Source organism: Arthrobacter sp. P4_F10 (assembly GCF_056401435.1).
In genome coordinates, this window is record NZ_JBFUJJ010000005.1 from 236,101 (window position 1) to 255,212 (window position 19,112).

Sequence of the window (19,112 nt, forward strand, 5' to 3'; positions counted from 1 at the left end):
ATCGGTCACGTCTAGCCGAGATCCTGCCAACCTGCCGGACGGCCGGCCGCCAAGGTGCCGGACGGCCTCAGCGGAGCACGCGCGCCGCCGCCCGGACGGCGTCCGCGACGTCGGTCAGCGCCGCCGAGCCGCGCCGCCACTGCTGCCAGTAGAGGGCGACGTCCACGTGCGCGCGGGGGGAGAGCGTCTCGAGCCTGCCGGTCTCCAGATCTTCGCCAATTTCGATCTCGGGCATCATGCCCCAGCCCATGCCCCAGCGGATGGCATCGCCAAACTCCTGGGCGGCCGGCACGTAGTGGCGCGGCGGCTGAAGGGGTGCGTGGCTGAGCCGGCGCAGCCAGCGGTCCTGCAGATCGTCCCTGCGGTCGAAGACCACAACGGGAGCCGCGGCCACCGTCGCGGCGCTCACCCCTGCCCCAAACCAGCGGCGGGTGAAGTCCGGAGCGCACACCGGAAAATAGCGCATGATGCCCAGCTTGCTGGACGAGCAGCCGGGCACGGGCTTGGCTGTCTCAGTGATGGCGGCGGCGGCGGCGCCGGCGCGCAGCAGGTCCAACGAGTGCTCCTGGTCTTCGCGCAGGATCTCCAGCTGGACGATTTCACTGGCCGCCGCGAGGCCGGCCAACGCCCAGGTGTGCAAGGAATCGCTGTTGATCACCAGCGTCAGGCGCGTTCCTGCGCGGGGCTGCTCAGGCTGCAGTTCCTCGGCCAGGTCCGCGGAGAGCAGTTCCAGCTGCCGGGCGAACCGCACTACGGCCTCGCCGGACTCGGTAAGCCCGGGCGGCCGCGCTCGGGTCAGGACGGGCCGGCCGACGGCGGCCTCGAGGGCCCGTACACGCTGGCTGACGGCCGAAGGCGTCACGGACAGATGGGCTGCGGCGGCGTCGAAGCTCCCGTACGTGAGGATTGCGGCCAGCGTCCGGGCCTGCTCGGGGGAAATTTCCATCATTAGACCATCTTATGTATCAGCAGAATCTTTAACTGGCTTCATCTTCGGCGGACCCCTACCGTGGAATGGTGATCCTTCCACTGTTTTCCGGCCTCTCCGCCGGACTGTCCCTCATCGTTGCCATCGGCGCGCAGAACGCATTTGTCCTCCGCCAGGGCATCCAGCGCTCCCACGTCGTCATGGTGGTGGCAGTCTGCGCGGTTTCGGACCTCGTGCTGATCCTGCTGGGCGTCGCGGGCATCGGTGTCCTCCTGGACCGGGCGCCCGCTGCCATCGTGGTGATCCGGTGGGTCGGGGCCGCGTTCCTCCTCGTCTACGGAGCGCTCGCGGCCCGGCGCGCGGTCCGGGGGTCGCAACTGGAGAATCCCGGCGACAAGCCGGCCGGTGGCCGGGCCGCCGTGCTGGGCACCTGCCTGGCCTTCACGTGGCTGAACCCGCACGTCTATTTGGATACGGTGTTGCTGCTCGGGTCCCTCGCCGCCGCTCAAGGCGAAGCCGGGCGCTGGTGGTTCGCCGCCGGGGCCGGCCTGGGGAGCATTGCCTGGTTCACCGCCCTCGGCGCGGGGGCGCGTTTCCTGACGTCGCTCTTCCGGCGCCGGGCGGCCTGGCGGGTGCTCGACGCCGGAATCGCCGTCGTGATGATCACCCTTGCCGTGCTCCTGCTCGCCTGAGCACCGCGTCTGCCTCCCGTTCCTGAGCACCGCGCAAGGAGTGGGAAAACCCATGCCGGTCCGGAGCCGGCCCTCAGGTCAGGGGCCGGTAGGCCCTTGTCCGCTCAATGTGGCGGGGTCACGATTGCTGGTATGACAGCATCCCCAGTGTCGGCCCGCGAAAGGAAGCGCGCAGCCATCGGTACGGCCGTCTTCGCGGTTGCCCCCGCAACGGCCGCCGGCCTGGTGCCGTGGCTTCTGACCCGCTGGGAAGTGGCCTCCCCGGTCCCCGGCGGGGTGCCTGCGCAGATCACCGGCGCCCTGCTGATCGGTGCGGGCGCGGCGGTGATCGCGAACTCTTTTGTGCATTTCGCCGTGGAGGGCATCGGGACCCCCGCGCCATTTGCCCCTCCCAAGAAGCTGGTGGTTGGTGGGCTCTACCGATACGTGCGGAATCCGATGTATGTCTCCGTCGCGGCGGCCGTCGCCGGGCAGGGACTCCTGCTAGGTGCGCCGAAGCTCTTCGTGGCCCTGGGCATCGGCGCCGTCCCGGTTGTGGCCTTCGTCCGGCTGTACGAGGAGCCGGTACTGACCCGGAAGTTCGGTGCGGCCTACGAAGAGTATCGCCGTAACGTCCCGCGCTGGCTGCCCAGGCTCACGCCGTGGCGGCCCGAGGGTCCGGAACCGTTCCGGGGCTAGTGCCAGGGCTAGGGCCAAACCCACGGCCGGTACCGGGCTGGGGCGAGACCTAAGGCATGGGTGCGGCCGCTACTTTCCGCGCCCGGACCACTCCAGCAGCCGATCCAGCGGCCAGGTGGTGACGATCCGCTCGGCGGGCACGCCGTTCGAGGCCGCGCGCTCGGCGCCGTACTGCAGGAAATCCAGCTGGCCCGGCGCGTGGGCGTCACTGTCGATACTGAAAAGGCAGCCGGCGTCCAGGGCCAGTCGGATCAGCTCGTCCGGCGGATCCTGCCGTTCGGGACGGGAATTGATTTCGACGGCCACGTTATTCTCGGCGCAGGCCGCGAACACGCGCTCGGCGTCGAATTCGGACTGGGGTCGGGTTCCCCTCGATCCCTGCAACAGCCGGCCGGTGCAGTGGCCGAGGACGTTCATGTGCGGATCGTTGATGGCGCCCAGCATCCTCTCGGTCATGGTGCGCCGGTCGGAGCGGAGCTTTGAGTGGACGCTCGCCACCACGATGTCCAGCTGGACCAGCAGGTCCGGGGACTGGTCCAGGGTGCCGTCCTCCAGGATGTCCACCTCGATCCCGGCCAGAAGGCTGAAGTCCCCGCCGTCCCCGTTGATGTCCGCAACAACGTCGAGCTGCTCCCGAAGGCGTTCCGCGCTCAGGCCGTTGGCGATCTTGAGGCTAGGGGAGTGGTCCGTCAGGGCGAGGTACTCCCGACCCAACGTCCGGGCGGCGTCAGCCATGAGTCCGATCGGGGACCCGCCGTCGGACCAGTCGCTGTGGCTGTGCAGGTCGCCCCGGAGGGCGGAGCTCAGTTCTGCGCCGCCGGTCGCGAGCGGCTGCTGCCCGCGTTGCCGCAGGCCCTCAAGGTAGTCGGGTACGCCGCCGTCGACCGCCTGCCTGATGACTTCGAAGGTTCTGTCCCCGATCCCCTTCATGCTCTTCAGCCTGCCGCTGCGTGCCCGCGCTGCGACCTCGTCCGGCTCCAAGGCGCCGATAATCCCAGCTGCCTTTCGGAACGCCTGAATCTTGAAGGTGGGGGCGAGCTCGCGTTCGAGCCAGAACGCAATCTCATTGAGGGCATCAACGGCATCCATCCGTCCATCTTGCACCCACCTTGCGCCCAACTTGCACCGGCGGATGGGCCGATTTTGGATAATCGGGGGGTCTGCCCTTATAGTTTTATAGTCCAGTTCGGAGGAACCCGAAAGGACAAAAACGACAGGCTTCGGCCCTTAATTTTTGCCCCGATAAGTTCAACCGGATGGCGTCCTGGCCCCCATCGTCTAGCGGCCTAGGACACCGCCCTTTCACGGCGGCGGCACGGGTTCGAATCCCGTTGGGGGTACGCAAGGAACTGGTCAAACCGGATGGAAAAGTCTGGTAGGCTAAAGGCCTTGAAAATTTGCGGTAGCGATACCGCAGACAGCAAGAAACATGCAGTACAAGCAATAAACAAGCAAGGCCCTGTAGCGCAGTTGGTTAGCGCGCCGCCCTGTCACGGCGGAGGTCGCGGGTTCAAGTCCCGTCAGGGTCGCTCTGATTGCCGGAAGAAATTCCGGCCATCAAGGTGACATGTCACCTAGGCTCTGTAGCTCAGTTGGTAGAGCGTTCGACTGAAAATCGAAAGGTCACCGGATCGACGCCGGTCGGAGCCACCAGCTAGAACCCCGCAGTTCCCAGTGTTTACACGGGAGCGGCGGGGTTTTTTCGTTGCTGCGTGAAGCCCAGGATTCAGCCTGTGTCAGCCGGAATCAGCCAAATTCTGGGACGGACCTCTGGTATCCCCTTGGTACATCGACCTGTTTCGAGAACTATTTGTGAGAACCGGGGGCCGGACGCCACTTCTCCTTTGCAGGGCTGGTTTACTGCGGCAGGTGTGACTGTTCGATGGGGATGGCGGTTTTTTCACAGCTCGGTTTGGCAGTTATAGAGAGTGGCGAGATCGTTTCGGACGCGATTCTTCGCTGGGGGTTTGGCGGTATGGCCGGCATGCGGCCGTTTGTAGACTCGCAGGCCTTCATCTTGCAGGAACATGAGTCGGCCTTTTCCTTCGTCCTGGTGAAGCCACAGAACGCTGCCGTCGAGGGCAAGCATGTCTATATTTCCTTGTGCGATGATCTCGCCCTGACGGTAGATTTCCACGTAGTCGTATCGTGAGAGTTTGTACCAGTTGCTGATGGGTTCCGGTTTTTGGGGTGTTTCCTGCTTTGGCCCGGGCGCGTGTGGGTAGGTTGTCAAGCTCTTGTCCTTGGGTAGCCGGTTGCGGCGGATGTGAGTTGGAGGTGGCAGGGTGGCATTCCAGCCACCCTGCCTCCTTCGCGTTGGCTCTATCCCGCCCCGTCTTTCGGGTTGCCTGTTGCGGTGGCATGCAGGATTAGGGTTCACGCATGCCGGAATTGGATCCGGCGGTCGGTGGAGTCTCTGGCCCTGATGACGCGGATTCTGCGCGCTGTCTGGCGGGCTAAACGTTCGACGAGACGCGTCGCGCGGGCTTGACGGCCCGGCGCGTGCAGGTGTCGGTGGCTTGCTTTAGCGGCGGGAACCGGTCAGTGGGTGTTGCAGTGCTGTCTCTCGAAGAAGCTGCAGGCGCAGGGTACGGGCTGTTTCCATGTGTTGCCGGGCGATCTTTCCCGCTTCATCGGCGTCCTGCTGCTCGATGGCGTGTATCAGGGCCTCGTGCTCGTCCAGTGCCGCCTCCCAGCGGTTAGCGGTGGAGAGTGTGGAACGCGGTGCGTGGATGAGGTGAGTTGACAACCTATCCAGCAGGTCCTGGAGGACCGGGTTGTGGGCACAGTTCCACACGGCGGCGTGGAACTCCAGGTTGGTGGTGATCCTGGTGTGGTCATCCGGTTCTTGAAGTTCCCGGTCCCGCTGCAGCAACGCCTCAAGCCGCATCAGGTCGGGGAACTGCCTGGCACGGGCTGCCTGGCGCGCGGCCTCCTCTTCGAGGAGAATCCGCATGTCATAGATTTGGATGACCTGCTGGGGGTCCACTTGGGGAACCTGGAGGCCCCTGGCCACGCGCTCGAGGAGCCGTTCCTGCTGCAGGCGCGAGAGCGCCTCCCGGACAGGTGTCCGGGAGACGCCGAAACGCGTGGCAAGCGATGTTTCCCGAACGGCGGTGCCAGGCTGATGGACTCCGGACAGGATTTCGCTGCGCAGGGTCTGGAAGATGCTCTCTCCATCAATACGTGGAGTTGCTGTGTCCGTCACGTGGCTGGTCCTTGAGGCGTTGGAGTGGTCATCGCAGAGTGCTTGTTCGAAAGGAACTTTACGCCAGAACGCCTGCGCGCCGTCCGAAGACGCAGCCTGCAGCAAGTCCGGTGCCGCCGGGGTAGTTGGTGCTGAAGAGTCCACCGAGCATTTCGCCGGCCACGAAGAGGCCGTCGATGTGCTTTCCGTCTGCGTCCAGGACGCGGCCGTGGGTGTCGGACTTGATGCCACCGAACGTGAACGTAATCCCGCACGTGACGCCGTAGGCGTAGAACGGTCCGGTTTCGATGGGGGCGGCCCAGTTGCTTTTGACCGGTTGGGTGGTGGCCTTCCGGCCGTCCTTGATGGTGGGGTCGAACGGGACGGAGCGGTCGATCGAGTTGTTGAAGTCCGTGATGGTCTTGGACAGGCTCTCTGGGTTCAGGCCGATTTTGGCGGCCAAGTCCTCGATGGTGTCCGCGATCTCGACGGAGATGCTGGGCATGTCGTATTCCTCGCTGCGCAGCATCGGTCGCAGGGTTGCGTCGAAGATCTGGTAGGCCACTGATCCGGGCTGCTTGAGGATTTCCTTGCCGTATTTGGCGTAGGTGTAGTTCCTGAAGTCCGCGCCTTCGTCCAGGAATCGTTTGCCGTCGGTGTTTACGATGATGCCAAACGGGTAGCTCTGCCGGGTCAGCCGGTTGGTGAGCTCGCGGTTGCTCTCGTTGGTGGCCGTGAAGGCATCCCACTGGACACTGTGGCAGGTGCCCCAGTCGCCGCCCTTGGTCGCGCCGATCGCCAGGGCCGCGGCAATCATGTCACCGGTGTTGTACGGGGTTCCGCGGACCTTGGCGTTTTCCCAGCCTTCGCCCAAGTGCTCCTGGCGCCACTGGGGGTCGGACTCGAAGCCGCCGGCGGTGAGGATGACGGACTCTGCCGTCAGGCGCAGTTCGCCTTCGGCGGTTTTGACTACGACGCCGGCAACGCGGCCGTTTTCGACGACGAGGCTTTGTGCCGCGTGGCCGTAGCGGACATCGATGCCGAGCTCTGCGGCAAGCCTGGTGTGGTCCTCGATCAGGCCCTCACCGCCGCCCACGTTCCCCACATGCAAGCCGCCCCAGAAATGGTAGGACCCGTCGGCGCGCTCATAGGCCTGACGCTCGTACATCAGGCGGTACTTCAGACCCAGGCTGTTGAGCCACCGCAGAGTGGACTGGCTCTCCGCGATAAGAACCTCCGTCAGTGCGGGATCGTTCCGGCCCTCCGTGACCTTTTCCAGGTCCGCTGCATATTCTTCAGCGCTGTAGGGAGGAACAACAGTGCGGCCGTGCCGCTCATCCGGTTCCACCAGGCCCTGCAAATCATCCAGACCGTTATGCACTATCCGGGTGGCGCCGGCGGTGTAGAAGCTGTTGCCGCCTGCCATGTCCTTTTCGCCTTTTTCCAGCAGTACAACGCGCCGCCCGCGCTCCGCTGCAGCGTGCGCCGCCGTAAAACCGGCGTTCCCGCCGCCCACCACAATCACGTCAACGCTGTCCGTAATCCGCGGTCCGGCTCCATTACCGATCGACATTGGCTGTCCTTTCACTGGTTGATGAATCCAACTGTATACAAACGTATGCATATGGCGCAAGATCGATATTGCAGATCAAAACTTGCCCGTGACTGCCATCACAGGTATAACTGTATTTCATTGTGTACAACAGTATCCCTGAGTGCTCTGAGAGTCGTGGATCACCGGGATGCGGCTGAGGCCAAGGCCCCAGCAGAGTACTTTCGCACCGCCCAACAACGTCGTTACGGAACGAGAACCATGAAAAATCCCCTACGCAATGCCGTGTTCGGCCTGGTCGTGGCCGTCGTGGCCACGCTGGCGTTCATCAATGCCGGCACGGCCGGTGGAACGAGCACGGCCCGGAACAAGCTCACCCTAATCGCCCCGGCAGCACCTGGTGGCGGCTGGGACGGATTTGCCCGTGAAGGGCAGCAGGCGCTCAAGAGCGGCGGCGTGGTCAATAACGCTCAGGTGGTCAACGTGCCCGGAGCCGGCGGGACCATCGGCCTGAGCCAGTTTGTCCAGATGCCCGGGCGCGAAGACGCCCTCCTGGCGACCGGTGGTGTGATGGTGGGGGCCATCGAACTCGGAGACAACCCGGAGTCCATGGCTGACGTTGTTCCCATCGCCCGGCTGGCCGATGACTACGCGGCGCTGGTGGTCCCGGCTGACTCTGAGTTCAAGACCCTCGACGATTTCCTGGCCGCATGGAAGCAAAACCCCGGCGGAACCTCAATCGGCGGCGGATCCCTGGGCTCGATCGACCATCTTCTGAGCGCCATGGTCGCCAAAACGGTCGGCATCGATCCTCAGGAAGTGAACTACATCGCCTACTCCGGCGGCGGTGAGGCCCTGACCTCGCTCCTGTCCCACACCACGTCCGCCGGCATGTCCGGCTACAACGAAGTCAGCGACCAGATCGAGGCCGGAACACTGCGCGCCCTGGCCATCTCTTCGGAAGAGCGGCTGGAAGGCGTAGACGTTCCCACCTTCAAGGAGCAGGGCGTAGACGCGGCGATGTCCAACTGGCGAGGATTTGTGGCCGCGCCAGGCATCACAGATGAGGCGAAAGCGGAGTTCATCAAGATCGTCACCGAGATGCGCAGCACCGACCACTGGCAGGAAGCGCTGAAGCGCAACGACTGGACGGACACCTTCACGACGGGCGAAGAATTCGAACAGTTCATCAACAACGAAGTTGCAACGGCCCAAGAAATCGTAAAGGACCTCGGCCTATGAGCATCACCCAGAACCAGCCAGAAGCAGGATCCGCCCTGGAGCCGCACGGTAAACCGAAGCGCCGCTTTGGGACAGGCCGCAGCGAATTCGTTGTCGTCGCCGTGCTTTATGCAGTGGCCATCCTCCTCACCATCGGCACCGTGACCATGCATGTGCAGGGCAAATCGGCCCCCGGACCGCAGTTCTTCCCCATCATCGTGTGCATCCTGCTGTATCTGGTGGCGACCCTGCTGGCCATCCAGATCCTCCGCTCACCGCAGATCCCTGACAATTCCATTCACCCCGGACACGGACAGTTCTCGGCGGACATGCTGCACGACCTCGGTCACCTGGGGAAGGAAGAAGCCGAAGCGTTTGACGATGCGCCATCCAAAACCCCAGCCAAAACCTGGAAGACGTACTCGGACTGGCGGACGGTCGGCCTGATGCTGGCCGGGGTCGTGGCCTTCGTCGCGCTGCTGGAACCGCTGGGCTGGATCATCAGCGCGACGATGCTGTTCTGGGTTGTTGCCTACGCCCTCGGCAGCCACCGACGATTCTTCGACATCGGCGTGGGCCTGCTCTTCTCCTCAATCATTCAACTGGCCTTCGGCGCCGGGCTGGGCCTCAGCCTGCCTTCCGGCTTCATAGGAGGGATCCTCTAATGGAACAACTCGAACTCCTCATGGGTGGCTTCGCCAGCGCCCTGACCCCCATCAACCTCCTCTGGGTGCTAATCGGCGCACTCCTCGGCACCGCCGTCGGCGTCCTGCCGGGGCTCGGCTCCGCCATGGCCGTGGCGCTGCTGCTCCCGGTGACTTTTTCACTGGAACCGACCGCGGCATTCATCATGTTCGCCGGCATCTACTTCGGCGGCCTCTTCGGCGACTCCACCTCAGGAATCCTGCTCAACACCCCCGGCCACTCCTCGGCCATCGCGTCCACGTTCGAGGGACACCGGATGGCCAAAAGCGGACAGGCGGCCAAAGCGCTTGCCACCTGCGCCATCGGAGCCTTCATCGGCGGCCTAATCGCCACCACCCTGGTGGTCTTCTTCGCCCCCACACTGGTCAAAATGGCCACGGTCTTCGGCCCGGCCGAGTACTTTGCCCTGGCAGTGTTCGCCTTCCTCGCCATCTCCGCCGTCGTGTCCGAATCCGTGATCCGCGGCATCGCAGCCCTCGGAATCGGCCTCGCCCTGGCGCTGGTCGGCATTGATGGCCCCAGCGGCACCGCCCGCTTCACCCTGGGCATGCCCCAGCTCTTCGACGGAATCTCCGTCATCGTCATCACCGTCGGGCTCCTGGCTCTCGGCGAGGTCTTCCACATCGCATCCCGCATCCACCGCGACCCGATCGCCACGCGAATCGAAACCAAGGGCCGGGCGAGGCTGAACCTCGCAGACTTCAAAAAGGCCCTCCCGGCCTGGCTGCGCGGCACCGCCTTCGGCGCCCCCTTCGGGCTGATCCCCGCCGGCGGCGCAGAAGTCCCCACATTCCTGGCCTACGGAACCGAAAAACAACTGGCCAAGCGCCGGAACGATCCGGATTTCGGCACCACCGGCTCTATCCACGGCCTCGCAGCCCCGGAAGCCGCAGCCAACGCAACGGCCGGCACCGCCATGGGCGCCCTGCTCGCACTGGGGTTGCCAACGTCGGCCACGGCCGCGATCATGCTTGCAGCATTCCAGCAATACGGCATGCAGCCAGGCCCGCTGCTCTTCGAACGAAGCGGTGACCTGGTCTGGGCCCTGCTGGCCTCACTGTTCATCGGCCTGGTCATCCTCGTGATGATCAACATCCCGTTCGCCTCCGTCTGGGCAAAGCTGCTCAGCATCCCCAAGCACTACCTCTACGCCGGCATCACCGTCTTCTCCATGCTCGGCGTATACGCGGTGAGCTCCGCAGTGCTTGATCTGTGGCTACTGATCGCCATAGGGCTCGTCGGATTCCTGATGCGCCGCTACAACATCCCGCTGGCACCCGTTCTGATCGCAGTGATCCTCGGCCCGATGGCCGAGACTGAACTCCGCCGTGCACTGGCAGTCTCCGAGGGCAACCTGGGCATCCTGATCGACAGCCCCATCACCATCACTCTCTACCTGGTCCTGGCCGCCGCCCTCGCTCTCAGCGCCGTCCAGCACCTCCGCCACCGGGCCAGCCGGAAGGTCTAGTCACCTGAGCCGCAAACGAGGCCCCTGGCCTCTCGATTGCCCGCACGGACAATCGAGAAGCCAGGGGCCTGTCATCTTTCCGGACTGACAAAACCGCAAGCCGACCATCTGTCCTCAGTTCAAGTAAACCGGGTTCCGGCCGCTTCAAATACGACCGTTTCCGCTACAAACCACCAGGCGCGATTTGCTGCTTCGGTCCGCCGGTATCGTGCTCGAATTTGGGGACATGGACTTCCGGCCGCCGGTGTTCCATGACCTGAGGCACACCGCCGTCAGCCTGTATCTGTCCGTGACCAAGAACGTCAAGCATGTGCAGCGTATTGCCGGTCACAAGGACGGTACGACGACGATCAACACCTACGGCGCACTGTTCGATGACGACTTCTTCAAGGCTGCGGCCGGGCTGGATTCGCTGACCAAATGACGAAGACCGAGAGCCCTCCTCTGGTAAACCTCTGGTAGCCAGAGAGGCGTCCTTGCTGTCGTTGGGATGTAAGCCCATTCAGCGTTCGACTGAAAATCGAAAGGTCACCGGATCGACGCCGGTCGGAGCCACCACTGGGAAGCATCAGTTCATTGAGAACTGGTGCTTTTCTTCTTTAACACCATCGATCGCTCCGTAACGGCCCTTCTGAAGGGTCAAAAGGGCAGTTACGGAGCAATCGACAGGGAGACGGACGGCCGCATCGACGGGGGCCGACGGCGGCGACCGGTTGGGGGCCGGGCCGCTGGCCGGACTAGACTCGCACGCTGGGGAAAGAACACCAAGGCCGTCGGAAGCCCGGTCCGGGCAGGCGGCGCAATCTCAACCGAAAAGTGATTCTGCAACGTGATTTCGAAGAATATTGCCCGTCCTCTCACCGCCGCCACCCTCCTCGCAGCCCTCGCCCTCGCCGGCTGCTCGGCACCCCAGGCCGGCAGCGCGCCGTCGTCCGCCGCGGGCCCGTCCACTGCTTCAGCCTCAGGCACGCCGAGCCCCAGCAAGACCTCCGGGCCGTTCGGCGGTTTCGCCAGCGCCGGCGAGGCCTGCACCAAGATCTCGGAGCAGGCCACCGGCGCCACGCTCCTTCCCCTCTCGGCCGCCCAAGGCAAGACGGCGGAGCTGGAACAGTTCAAAGCCGACCTGGCCGAGACGGCCGAGCGCGTTCCTGACAGCCTGAAGGCCGATTTCGCCAACCTCAAGGAAGTGGCCGTCGCGGGCGTCACCGACCAGACCGTCTTCTCCAGCGGCAAGCTCCAGGCCGCCATGGCACCCGTAACAACCTGGATCGCCACCAACTGCAAGTAGGGAGTCAGATCAGGCCACCGCCCGCATCGACTCCCGGCTGACGTCCCGCAGCTGACAAGCGGACGCCAGTCCTGCTCCGCGATGCACTTCGCCGGTTCCCACGGCCCGCACCTGCGCCGGCCGTGGGAACGGGCGCGGCAAGATTCCCCCGCGCGGCCCAAGGCAGGGACTAGGGTTGTGTCAAAGAGAAGGGGGAGTGCGTTATGGAATACCAGAATTCTCAACCCGTTGCCGGTCCCGCGGCCGGTCAGCCCGTTGCCGGTCAGCCCGTTTCGGGTCCCGTTGCCGGGCTGCCCGGTGCAGGTCTGTCCGTGCCGGCGGGCACCGGCCGCACGGTTATATCGGAAGCCGCAATCGCCAAGGTCGCGGGCATCGCCGCCCGATCGGTACCAGGGGTCTACTCGTTGGGATCAGGGCCGTCACGCGCCCTGGGGGCGATCCGCGACGCCGTCGGCAGCGCCGATCACGCAGCGGGCGTCCGCGTGGAAGTCGGCGAAACCCAGGTGGCCGTGGACATCGATCTCGTCGCGGTGTATGGTACCCCCTTGCATGCCCTCGCGGACCAGATCCGCACCGCCGTCTACTCCGCCGTCGAGGAACTGGTGGGGCTCGAGGTGATCGAGGTAAATATCGAGATCAATGACGTTTATGTGCCCGGCCCGGCCAAACCGGCCCCGTCCGCCGAGGCCCGTCCGGTCAGGGAGGCAATCCAATGAGTCTGACGGTAGTGGGAATCGCCATGGGGGCCTTTGTGGCTTTCATGTCCTTCCAGTTCGGCGTCTGGGGCTTCCTCGGTGCCCTGTTCTTCATGGGCATCGGCGCTCTCCTGGGCCGGGCCGCAGACGGGAAGCTGGACCTGCGCAGCGTGTTTGACGCCCTCACGGGCCGGCGTTCCTCCTCATGAACATGACGGCTGAAACGCCGATCCGCGGCGCCGCAATGGCCGGGCATAACCGCATCAGCACACAGGCCCTGACGAGTGTGGCGAGGGCCGCCGCGGGTGAGGCCCTCGGTGTGCCGGCGCACGATGTGCGCGCCGAGTGGTCGGACGATGACGGGCTGCTCGCGCTCTCGCTCGTCATGCCCGTCGCGGTCCCGAATCTCAGGGTGGTTCTCCGGGATCCCGGCCGCGTCGCCGGCTTCGGCGGTTCCATCTGGGAGCGTGCCGTCGCCGCCAAAGCCCAGATCCTGCGACGCGTGACCGAACTGACCGGCGCGCAGCTGAGCCGGGTGGACATCCGCATCAGCGGGGCCACCGTGCGCGGGGGAGGTCGGGTGCGTTGAGCCAGGACACCCAGAACACCGGTATCGGCTCCGGCCCGCACGACGCAGATGCGGTGGCGGGGAGCGAACCCCTGGGCTCCGGTGCCGCGGGCATGGACCGGATTCTGAAACGGGAGACGCACTCATCGCGGGCCGTCGTCTCCGTGCTGGCCGCCGCCCTGGTCATGGCGGTGTGCGGTTACGCGCTGCTTGAAACTGCGGTCCGTGCGGTCGGGCAGCCGCCGTGGCTCGTGGATCCGCAGACCGCGGCCGAGCGGGTGGTCGCGCTCCCGGCCGGAATCGGCCCGCTTCTACTGCTCGTCATAGGCGTCGTGATCGCCATAGCCGGATTGTTTTTCTTCCTCAACGCCGTGCTGCCCGGACGGCGGGCGCGCCACCTGCTCCCGGACCGCCGGGCCGCCGTCGTGGTTGACGATGAGGTGATCGCCGCGGCCCTGGCGCGCCGAGCCCGGCTGGCCGCCAACGTGACTCAGGAACAGGTGATGGTGGTCGTGTCGCGGAACCGGGTCATGGTCAACGTCCGGCCGACCTCCGGTGTGCCGCTGCGCCCGGACGCCGTCCTGGACGCTGTGCGGCGTGAGCTGCAGGAAATGGGCCCCTGGCCCATGCCGGAAGTGCGGATCCAGGTCTCCACGGCAGGGGTGGTGGGGGCATGAACAACACTCCCAGGGTCCTGAACCGCATCCTGATCGGCATCCTTGGCATCAAGCTTCTAGCCATTGGCGTGCTTGTGGTGCTGCTGGCGAGCGTCCCCGCCGTCGGCGTGTGGTGGCATGACTGGGCGGGCGGCGTCCTGAACTTCTGGCTCGATTTGTTCGAACGGACGCAGTTCCCCCGCCGCCAGGAGAGCTGGCTGTGGCTCGTCATCTGCTTTGTGCTGGTGGTGGTGCTTGGCCTGATGGTCGCCTGGATTGCCCAGCAGGGCAAGGGCCGGACCAGCCTGATCGTGGCCGAGGAGGACCCGGGCGACGTGCCGGGCAACGTCGGAATCGGCGGCGGCGTGGCGGAGCAGACGATCCGCGCGGCCCTTGCGGATCGGCCCGACCTGACCGGAGTCTCGGTAACCGCCTACGAGATCAAGGGGGAGCCGGCCCTCAAGATCCGGGTGGAGCCCCGACAGGGCGTCGCCCCGCAGGCGCTTGCCTCCGAGGTTTCTTCATTGGTAGAGGCGCTCGACGCCGTGATCGGCAAGCGCACCCCCGTCCWGATCCACATCGGATCCGGGGCACGGTCGCGGTTTGGCCGTGCCGAGCGGGTCCGCTGAGGCGGCTCCCCGACGGGGCCACGGAATCTCCTTTGCATAAAGGTTTCATGTAAACGCTTGCATTCTGCATGACGTGTTGATTACTGTGATGGTCGGCACACCATCAGTACGGCCGTTTTTCACCGGTACTCAGCGAGGAGCACTCCAGTATGAAAACCCGCAATTTCCTACTTCCCGCCGCCACGGCAGGCATTTTGGCCATCACCCTTTCGGCGTGTGGCGGCGGAGGTGGCGGCACTACCAGCGGCAGCGACGCCGCCTCGCAGGGCCTGGATGGACGCGGCCCCATCACTTACGTCCAGGGCAAGGACAACAGCAACGTGGTCCGCCCGTTGATCGAGAAGTGGAACGCTGCCCACCCGAACGAGAAGGTCACCTTCAAGGAGCAGACCGACCAGGCGGACCAGCAGCACGACGACCTCGTCCAGCACTTCCAGGCCAAGGACCCCGGCTACGACGTTGCGAGCGTCGACGTCGTCTGGACCGCCGAATTTGCCGCCAAGGGCTGGCTGCAGCCGCTCAAGGACAAGATGGCGCTGGATACCTCGGCCATGCTGAAGCCGACCGTCGAGGCCGCCTCCTACAAAGGCACGCTGTACGCGGCACCGGAATCTTCCGACGGCGGCATCCTGTACTACCGCAAGGACCTGGTCCCCACGCCCCCGAAAACCTGGGACGAGATGATGGGCATGTGCTCCATCGCCAAGACCAACAACATCGGCTGCTACTCCGGCCAGTTCAAGAAGTACGAGGGACTGACCGTCAACGCCTCCGAGGCGATTAACTCCGCCGGCGGAGCCGTGCTGGACGAGAATGGCAAGCCCAACCTGCTCACCGCGGAAGCAAAGGCTGGCATGGCCAACCTGACCAAGGCCTACGCAGATGGCGAGATCCCGAAGGAAGCCATCACCTTCCAGGAAGAGGAAAGCCGCCAGGCGTTCCAGGACGGCAAGCTGCTGTTCCTGCGCAACTGGCCCTACGTCTACAACCTGGCCACCACCGAAGGATCCTCCAAGGTCAAGGACGTCCTGGGCATGACCGCCCTCCCCGGCAAGGAAGGCCCGGGCGCCTCGTCCCTGGGCGGCCACAGCGCCGCGATCAGCGTCTACTCGAAGAACAAGGCCACCGCAGTGGACTTCCTGAAGTTCCTCACCACGGAAGAAACCCAGAAGTTCTTCGCCACCCAGGGTTCGCTCGCCCCGGTGCTCGGCAAGCTCTACGATGACCAGGAGCTCGTCGCCAAGCTGCCGTACCTGCCGGTGCTGAAGACCTCGATCGAGAACGCCGTGCCGCGTCCCGTCACCCCGTTCTACCCGGCCGTCACCAAGGCCATCCAGGAAAACGCGTACTCGGCCATCAAGGGCGAGAAGACCGTAGACGCGGCCCTGTCTGACATGCAGAAGTCCATCGAGTCCGCTAGCGCGGGACAGTAGGTCCATCATGGCAACTGAAGTAGGCCCGACGTCGGTCAAGGCACCGGCGTCGGGCGGGGCACCGATCCACCACGCACCCAAGGGTGTTGGGGAGGACAACCGCATCGCGACGCAGGGGCGCTGGGCAGCCTGGCTCCTGGCGCCGACTATCCTCGCATTGTCAGTAGTGATCGTGTACCCGATCATCACCGCCATTGTGATGTCATTCCAGAAGGATGCCGGTCTGGACCCCGCCACGGGGCTCTTCGTCGAGGGCGGCCCGGCCGGCTTCTCGAACTACTACAACTGGATCTTCCAGCAATGCCCGGCTCCGGACGGCGGGACCGTAGACTGCCCGCCGGGAACCCTCGGCGCGCAGTTCTGGTCCGCCACCGGCACCACCTTCTTCTTCACCATCGTCACGGTGGCCCTGGAGACAGTGCTCGGCTTTTGGATGGCCGTCATCATGGCACGGGCCTTCAAGGGCCGCAGCCTGGTCCGTGCAGCCGTCCTGGTGCCGTGGGCCATCCCCACCGCCGTTACGGCCAAGCTGTGGCTGTTCATCTTCGCCTTCGAAGGCATCGGCAACAAACTCTTCAACACCACCGTCCTGTGGACCGGCAGCGAATGGCCTGCCAGGTGGGCCGTGATCATCGCGGACGTCTGGAAGACCACGCCGTTCATGGCGCTGTTGATTCTTGCCGGCCTGCAGATGATTCCCGCGGAAGTGTACGAGGCGGCCAAGGTCGACGGCGCCTCAGCCTGGCAGCGGTTCCGCATGATCACCCTGCCGCTGGTGAAGCCGGCGCTCATGGTGGCCATCTTGTTCCGCACCCTGGACGCACTGCGCATGTTCGACCTCCCGTACATCCTGACGGGCGGGGCGAACAACACCACCACGCTGTCCATCCTGGTGATCAACCAGATCAGGCAGGGCTTCAACGCGGCGGCGGCTTTGTCCACCATCACATTCATCATCATCTTTCTGGTGGCTTTCATCTTCGTACGCTTCCTTGGAGCGAACGTCGTGGAGCAGACCGGCGCAGGTAAGGGGAAGAAATGACCGCCTCGACGAGCGCCGCAACCGAGCTGCGCGCAGAGCAGGACCGGGGGCGGAAGGTCGCGCAGAACCGCGAGAAGTGGGCTCAGGGACGCACCTACATCAGTGCGGTCGTGATCCTCTTCTGGTGCCTCGCTCCGGCTTACTGGATGGTGGTGACGGCGTTCCGCGACGTCGGCTACACCTACGACACTTCGATCCTGCCGACCCACGTGACGCTGGACAACTTCAAGACAGCATTCGATACGTCCTTCGGCAACCACTTCGGCCAGGCGCTGCTCAACAGCTTGTTCATCGGCACCGTGGTCACCCTGGTTTCGCTGGTGATTGGCGTGTTTGCCGCCTATGCCCTGGCCCGCCTGAACTTCAAGTTCAAGTACCTCGTGCTGGGCTTCATCCTGGGGGCTTCCATGTTCCCGGGCGTCGCCCTCATCACGCCGCTGTTCCAGCTGTTCACGAACATCGGCTGGATGGGCACCTACCAGGCACTGATCATCCCGAACATTTCGTTCGTGCTGCCGCTGACGGTCTACACCATGACGTCCTTCTTCCGGGAGATGCCGTGGGAGCTCGAGGAATCGGCGCGCGTGGACGGCTGCACGCAGGGACAGGCGTTCCGGAAGGTGATCATGCCGCTGGCCGCCCCGGCCATCTTCACGACGGCCATCCTGGCGTTCATCTCCTCGTGGAATGAATTCCTGATCGCCAGCCAGCTCTCGTCCGACGCAACGCAGCCGGTCACTGTGGCCATTGCCAGCTTCGCCGGTGCGCAGCCGAACCAGATTCCGTACACCGCGATCATGGCTGCAGGCACCATTGTGACCATTCCCTTGGTCATCCTGGTGCTCGTGTTCCAGCGTAAGATCGTTGCGGGCCTCACCGCCGGCGCGGTTAAGTGACTGCGGCGCCATGACTGACGAGCAGAACCAGGGCCACGTGCCGGCGACGCGTCGAAAGGTGCGTTCCGGCGAGGACTTCGACATCATTATCGGGTTCCTGGGCTTCTGGGCCGTAGTGCTGCTGGTGGTCACCGTCTGGATGGAGGTGACCGCCCAGCCGGCCCTCTTCTGGGCCCTGGGTCTGCTCGCCATGCTGCTGGCCCTCTACGGCATGATCCGGCTGCGCCGGCGCTTGCCGCGCCGGACCGCCAGCCGGCGCGCCTAGGCAGCCCAGGGGCCAGGACTATTTATCCGCCGCGGCGAGGCGGGTGCAACACGTCTGCGGGCAGCCGACCGGCTTCCGCGGACCGTCAACAAGGGGACACAAGTGGCACGGACAGAAAGGGCGCAGCGCGGCGGCCACTCCGGCGTCAGCATTGAGGATGTTGCCGCCGCTGCCGGCGTATCCACGGCCACCGTATCCCGGGCCGTCCGCGGTTTGCCCCGCGTTTCCCCGGCAACGCGGGAGAAGATCCTCGGCATTGCCGAATCCCTGGGCTACGTCGCGTCGTCCTCGGCGTCGGGCCTGGCGACGGGCCGGACCAAGACCATTGGGGTGCTGGCACCGTTCGTCAGCCGCTGGTTCTTCTCCAAGGCCATCGAGGGCGCCGACCGGGAACTGCACTCCCGTCAGTACAACCTTTCCCTCTTCAACCTCGGCGGCCACGGCAGCAACCGTGAGCGGCTCTTCAGCAAGACCATGGTCTACAAGCAGATCGACGCACTGCTGGTCCTCTGTATGGCGCTCACCCACGAGGAAATCGAGCATCTCCAGAAGATCGATATCCCGCTGGTGGTGGTGGGCGGCCATGTCGAGGAGTGTCCCTACATTGGCATTGACGACTACGCCGCGGCCGCGACCGCAGTCCGCCACCTGATCGGGCTGGGCCACACCGACATCGCGCTCCTGCACGGCGATGACGAAACCGACCTCAACTTCGACGTCCCCAGGGTCCGGATCCAGGCCTTCCACGACATCATGCGCGAGGCGCGGCTGCCCGCCCGGGCCGAATGGGACGTGTGGGGGGACTTCACCGTTCGCAGCGGCCAGGAGGCGTTCCGGCGGCTCTGGGCCGCCGACGGGTCCAAGCCCACAGCAATCTTCTGCGCCTCGGATGAGATGGCCATGGGCGTCATCTTCGAGGCGAACAAGGCCGGTGTGCGCGTCCCGGAGGATTTGTCGGTCATCGGCATCGATGACCACGACTTCGCCGAGGCCATGGGGCTCACCACGGTCGGGCAGCGGCCGGACCTGCAAGCCGAACTCGGCACCAAGATGCTGCTGGACGAGCTCGACGGAATTGCCGGGGCCGTTCAGTCCGCCGTGGCGCCGCACCGGCTGATTGTGCGGACAACGACGGCGCCGCCGCTGCGGAAGTCCGCTCGGCTCCGCTAGCGACGGCGTTCGGCGGATCAGCTGTGTCAGCTGTCCCGC

22 protein-coding genes and 4 tRNA genes are annotated in these 19,112 nt (G+C 64.9%); 21 read left to right on the forward strand and 5 right to left on the reverse strand.

What is annotated here, in order from left to right:
* Positions 1-67: 67 nt before the first annotated feature.
* Positions 68-949 (reverse strand): ArgP/LysG family DNA-binding transcriptional regulator, encoded by an 882-nt coding sequence (locus AC1DR1_RS08345; RefSeq protein ID WP_476992433.1) that lies wholly within the window; start codon positions 947-949, stop codon positions 68-70.
* 65 nt (positions 950-1,014) lie between these two features.
* Between AC1DR1_RS08345 and AC1DR1_RS08350 the strand changes: the two genes are divergently transcribed.
* The gene (locus AC1DR1_RS08350) at positions 1,015-1,620 is read left to right on the forward strand and encodes a LysE/ArgO family amino acid transporter (RefSeq protein WP_229993452.1); all 606 of its coding nucleotides are present in this window, start codon (positions 1,015-1,017) and stop codon (positions 1,618-1,620) included.
* 132 nt (positions 1,621-1,752) lie between these two features.
* Positions 1,753-2,298 carry a methyltransferase family protein gene (locus AC1DR1_RS08355; RefSeq protein WP_476992434.1) on the forward strand — a complete coding sequence of 182 codons (546 nt, stop codon included), beginning with the start codon at positions 1,753-1,755 and terminating at the stop codon, positions 2,296-2,298.
* A 69-nt stretch (positions 2,299-2,367) separates the two neighbouring features.
* On the opposite strand, the gene AC1DR1_RS08360 is transcribed toward AC1DR1_RS08355, so the two are convergent.
* Complete coding sequence (locus AC1DR1_RS08360) at positions 2,368-3,387, reverse strand: PHP domain-containing protein (protein ID WP_476992435.1); 1,020 nt, start codon at positions 3,385-3,387, stop codon at positions 2,368-2,370.
* Positions 3,388-3,565: 178 nt separating this feature from the next.
* Here AC1DR1_RS08360 and AC1DR1_RS08365 point away from each other — a divergent pair.
* The 3 genes from AC1DR1_RS08365 to AC1DR1_RS08375 all read left to right on the forward strand — a co-directional run bounded on the left by AC1DR1_RS08365 (position 3,566) and on the right by AC1DR1_RS08375 (position 3,951).
* Positions 3,566-3,638: transfer RNA gene (locus tag AC1DR1_RS08365), tRNA-Glu, on the forward strand.
* Between the two features lie 115 nt (positions 3,639-3,753).
* Positions 3,754-3,827, forward strand: a tRNA-Asp gene (locus AC1DR1_RS08370).
* 48 nt (positions 3,828-3,875) lie between these two features.
* Positions 3,876-3,951 (forward strand) — tRNA-Phe (locus tag AC1DR1_RS08375).
* Between the two features lie 247 nt (positions 3,952-4,198).
* Here the strand turns inward: AC1DR1_RS08375 and AC1DR1_RS08380 are convergent.
* The 3 genes from AC1DR1_RS08380 to tcuA form a co-directional block, all read right to left on the reverse strand.
* Positions 4,199-4,531, reverse strand: coding sequence for a hypothetical protein (locus AC1DR1_RS08380; RefSeq protein ID WP_229993455.1), 333 nt, complete (start codon positions 4,529-4,531; stop codon positions 4,199-4,201).
* Positions 4,532-4,822: 291 nt separating this feature from the next.
* On the reverse strand, positions 4,823-5,506 hold the full coding sequence (locus AC1DR1_RS08385; protein WP_229993456.1) for a GntR family transcriptional regulator: 684 nt from the start codon (positions 5,504-5,506) through the stop codon (positions 4,823-4,825).
* A gap of 58 nt (positions 5,507-5,564) precedes the next feature.
* Complete coding sequence (gene tcuA / locus AC1DR1_RS08390; protein WP_476992436.1) at positions 5,565-7,058, reverse strand: FAD-dependent tricarballylate dehydrogenase TcuA; 1,494 nt, start codon at positions 7,056-7,058, stop codon at positions 5,565-5,567.
* Positions 7,059-7,298: 240 nt separating this feature from the next.
* Here tcuA and AC1DR1_RS08395 point away from each other — a divergent pair, with 240 nt between their 5' ends.
* From AC1DR1_RS08395 to AC1DR1_RS08470, 16 genes are all read left to right on the forward strand, one after another.
* Complete coding sequence (locus tag AC1DR1_RS08395; RefSeq protein WP_229993458.1) at positions 7,299-8,279, forward strand: Bug family tripartite tricarboxylate transporter substrate binding protein; 981 nt, start codon at positions 7,299-7,301, stop codon at positions 8,277-8,279.
* Positions 8,276-8,923 (forward strand): tripartite tricarboxylate transporter TctB family protein, encoded by a 648-nt coding sequence (locus AC1DR1_RS08400; RefSeq protein ID WP_476966079.1) that lies wholly within the window; start codon positions 8,276-8,278, stop codon positions 8,921-8,923. The genes AC1DR1_RS08395 and AC1DR1_RS08400 overlap by 4 nt, the downstream gene beginning before the upstream one ends.
* Positions 8,923-10,431, forward strand: coding sequence for a tripartite tricarboxylate transporter permease (locus tag AC1DR1_RS08405; protein ID WP_229993460.1), 1,509 nt, complete (start codon positions 8,923-8,925; stop codon positions 10,429-10,431). The genes AC1DR1_RS08400 and AC1DR1_RS08405 overlap by 1 nt, the downstream gene beginning before the upstream one ends.
* Positions 10,432-10,615: 184 nt before the next feature.
* Positions 10,616-10,855: a tyrosine-type recombinase/integrase gene (locus tag AC1DR1_RS08410; RefSeq protein ID WP_476966080.1), complete on the forward strand. Its 240-nt coding sequence runs from the start codon at positions 10,616-10,618 to the stop codon at positions 10,853-10,855.
* A 45-nt stretch (positions 10,856-10,900) separates the two neighbouring features.
* Positions 10,901-10,989, forward strand: a tRNA-Phe gene (locus tag AC1DR1_RS08415).
* Positions 10,990-11,260: 271 nt separating this feature from the next.
* Complete coding sequence (locus AC1DR1_RS08420; protein ID WP_229993461.1) at positions 11,261-11,719, forward strand: hypothetical protein; 459 nt, start codon at positions 11,261-11,263, stop codon at positions 11,717-11,719.
* Between the two features lie 203 nt (positions 11,720-11,922).
* A complete protein-coding gene (locus AC1DR1_RS08425; RefSeq protein ID WP_476966081.1) occupies positions 11,923-12,435 on the forward strand; it encodes an Asp23/Gls24 family envelope stress response protein in 513 nt (170 codons plus the stop codon).
* Positions 12,432-12,623, forward strand: coding sequence for a hypothetical protein (locus AC1DR1_RS08430; RefSeq protein ID WP_229993463.1), 192 nt, complete (start codon positions 12,432-12,434; stop codon positions 12,621-12,623). Before AC1DR1_RS08425 ends, AC1DR1_RS08430 begins: the two co-directional genes overlap by 4 nt.
* A complete protein-coding gene (locus AC1DR1_RS08435) occupies positions 12,620-13,003 on the forward strand; it encodes a hypothetical protein (protein ID WP_229993464.1) in 384 nt (127 codons plus the stop codon). Before AC1DR1_RS08430 ends, AC1DR1_RS08435 begins: the two co-directional genes overlap by 4 nt.
* Positions 13,000-13,659, forward strand: coding sequence for a hypothetical protein (locus tag AC1DR1_RS08440; protein WP_476966082.1), 660 nt, complete (start codon positions 13,000-13,002; stop codon positions 13,657-13,659). Before AC1DR1_RS08435 ends, AC1DR1_RS08440 begins: the two co-directional genes overlap by 4 nt.
* Entirely contained in the window at positions 13,656-14,267 is a 612-nt protein-coding gene (locus AC1DR1_RS08445) for a hypothetical protein (protein WP_476992437.1), read from the forward strand. Before AC1DR1_RS08440 ends, AC1DR1_RS08445 begins: the two co-directional genes overlap by 4 nt.
* Positions 14,268-14,416: 149 nt before the next feature.
* Positions 14,417-15,700: an ABC transporter substrate-binding protein gene (locus AC1DR1_RS08450; protein WP_229993466.1), complete on the forward strand. Its 1,284-nt coding sequence runs from the start codon at positions 14,417-14,419 to the stop codon at positions 15,698-15,700.
* Between the two features lie 7 nt (positions 15,701-15,707).
* Complete coding sequence (locus tag AC1DR1_RS08455; protein WP_229993467.1) at positions 15,708-16,742, forward strand: carbohydrate ABC transporter permease; 1,035 nt, start codon at positions 15,708-15,710, stop codon at positions 16,740-16,742.
* On the forward strand, positions 16,739-17,638 hold the full coding sequence (locus AC1DR1_RS08460; protein WP_229993468.1) for a carbohydrate ABC transporter permease: 900 nt from the start codon (positions 16,739-16,741) through the stop codon (positions 17,636-17,638). Before AC1DR1_RS08455 ends, AC1DR1_RS08460 begins: the two co-directional genes overlap by 4 nt.
* Before the next feature lie 10 nt (positions 17,639-17,648).
* A complete protein-coding gene (locus tag AC1DR1_RS08465) occupies positions 17,649-17,903 on the forward strand; it encodes a hypothetical protein (RefSeq protein WP_229993469.1) in 255 nt (84 codons plus the stop codon).
* 102 nt (positions 17,904-18,005) lie between these two features.
* Positions 18,006-19,073: a LacI family DNA-binding transcriptional regulator gene (locus tag AC1DR1_RS08470; RefSeq protein ID WP_229993470.1), complete on the forward strand. Its 1,068-nt coding sequence runs from the start codon at positions 18,006-18,008 to the stop codon at positions 19,071-19,073.
* Positions 19,074-19,112: the final 39 nt, after the last annotated feature.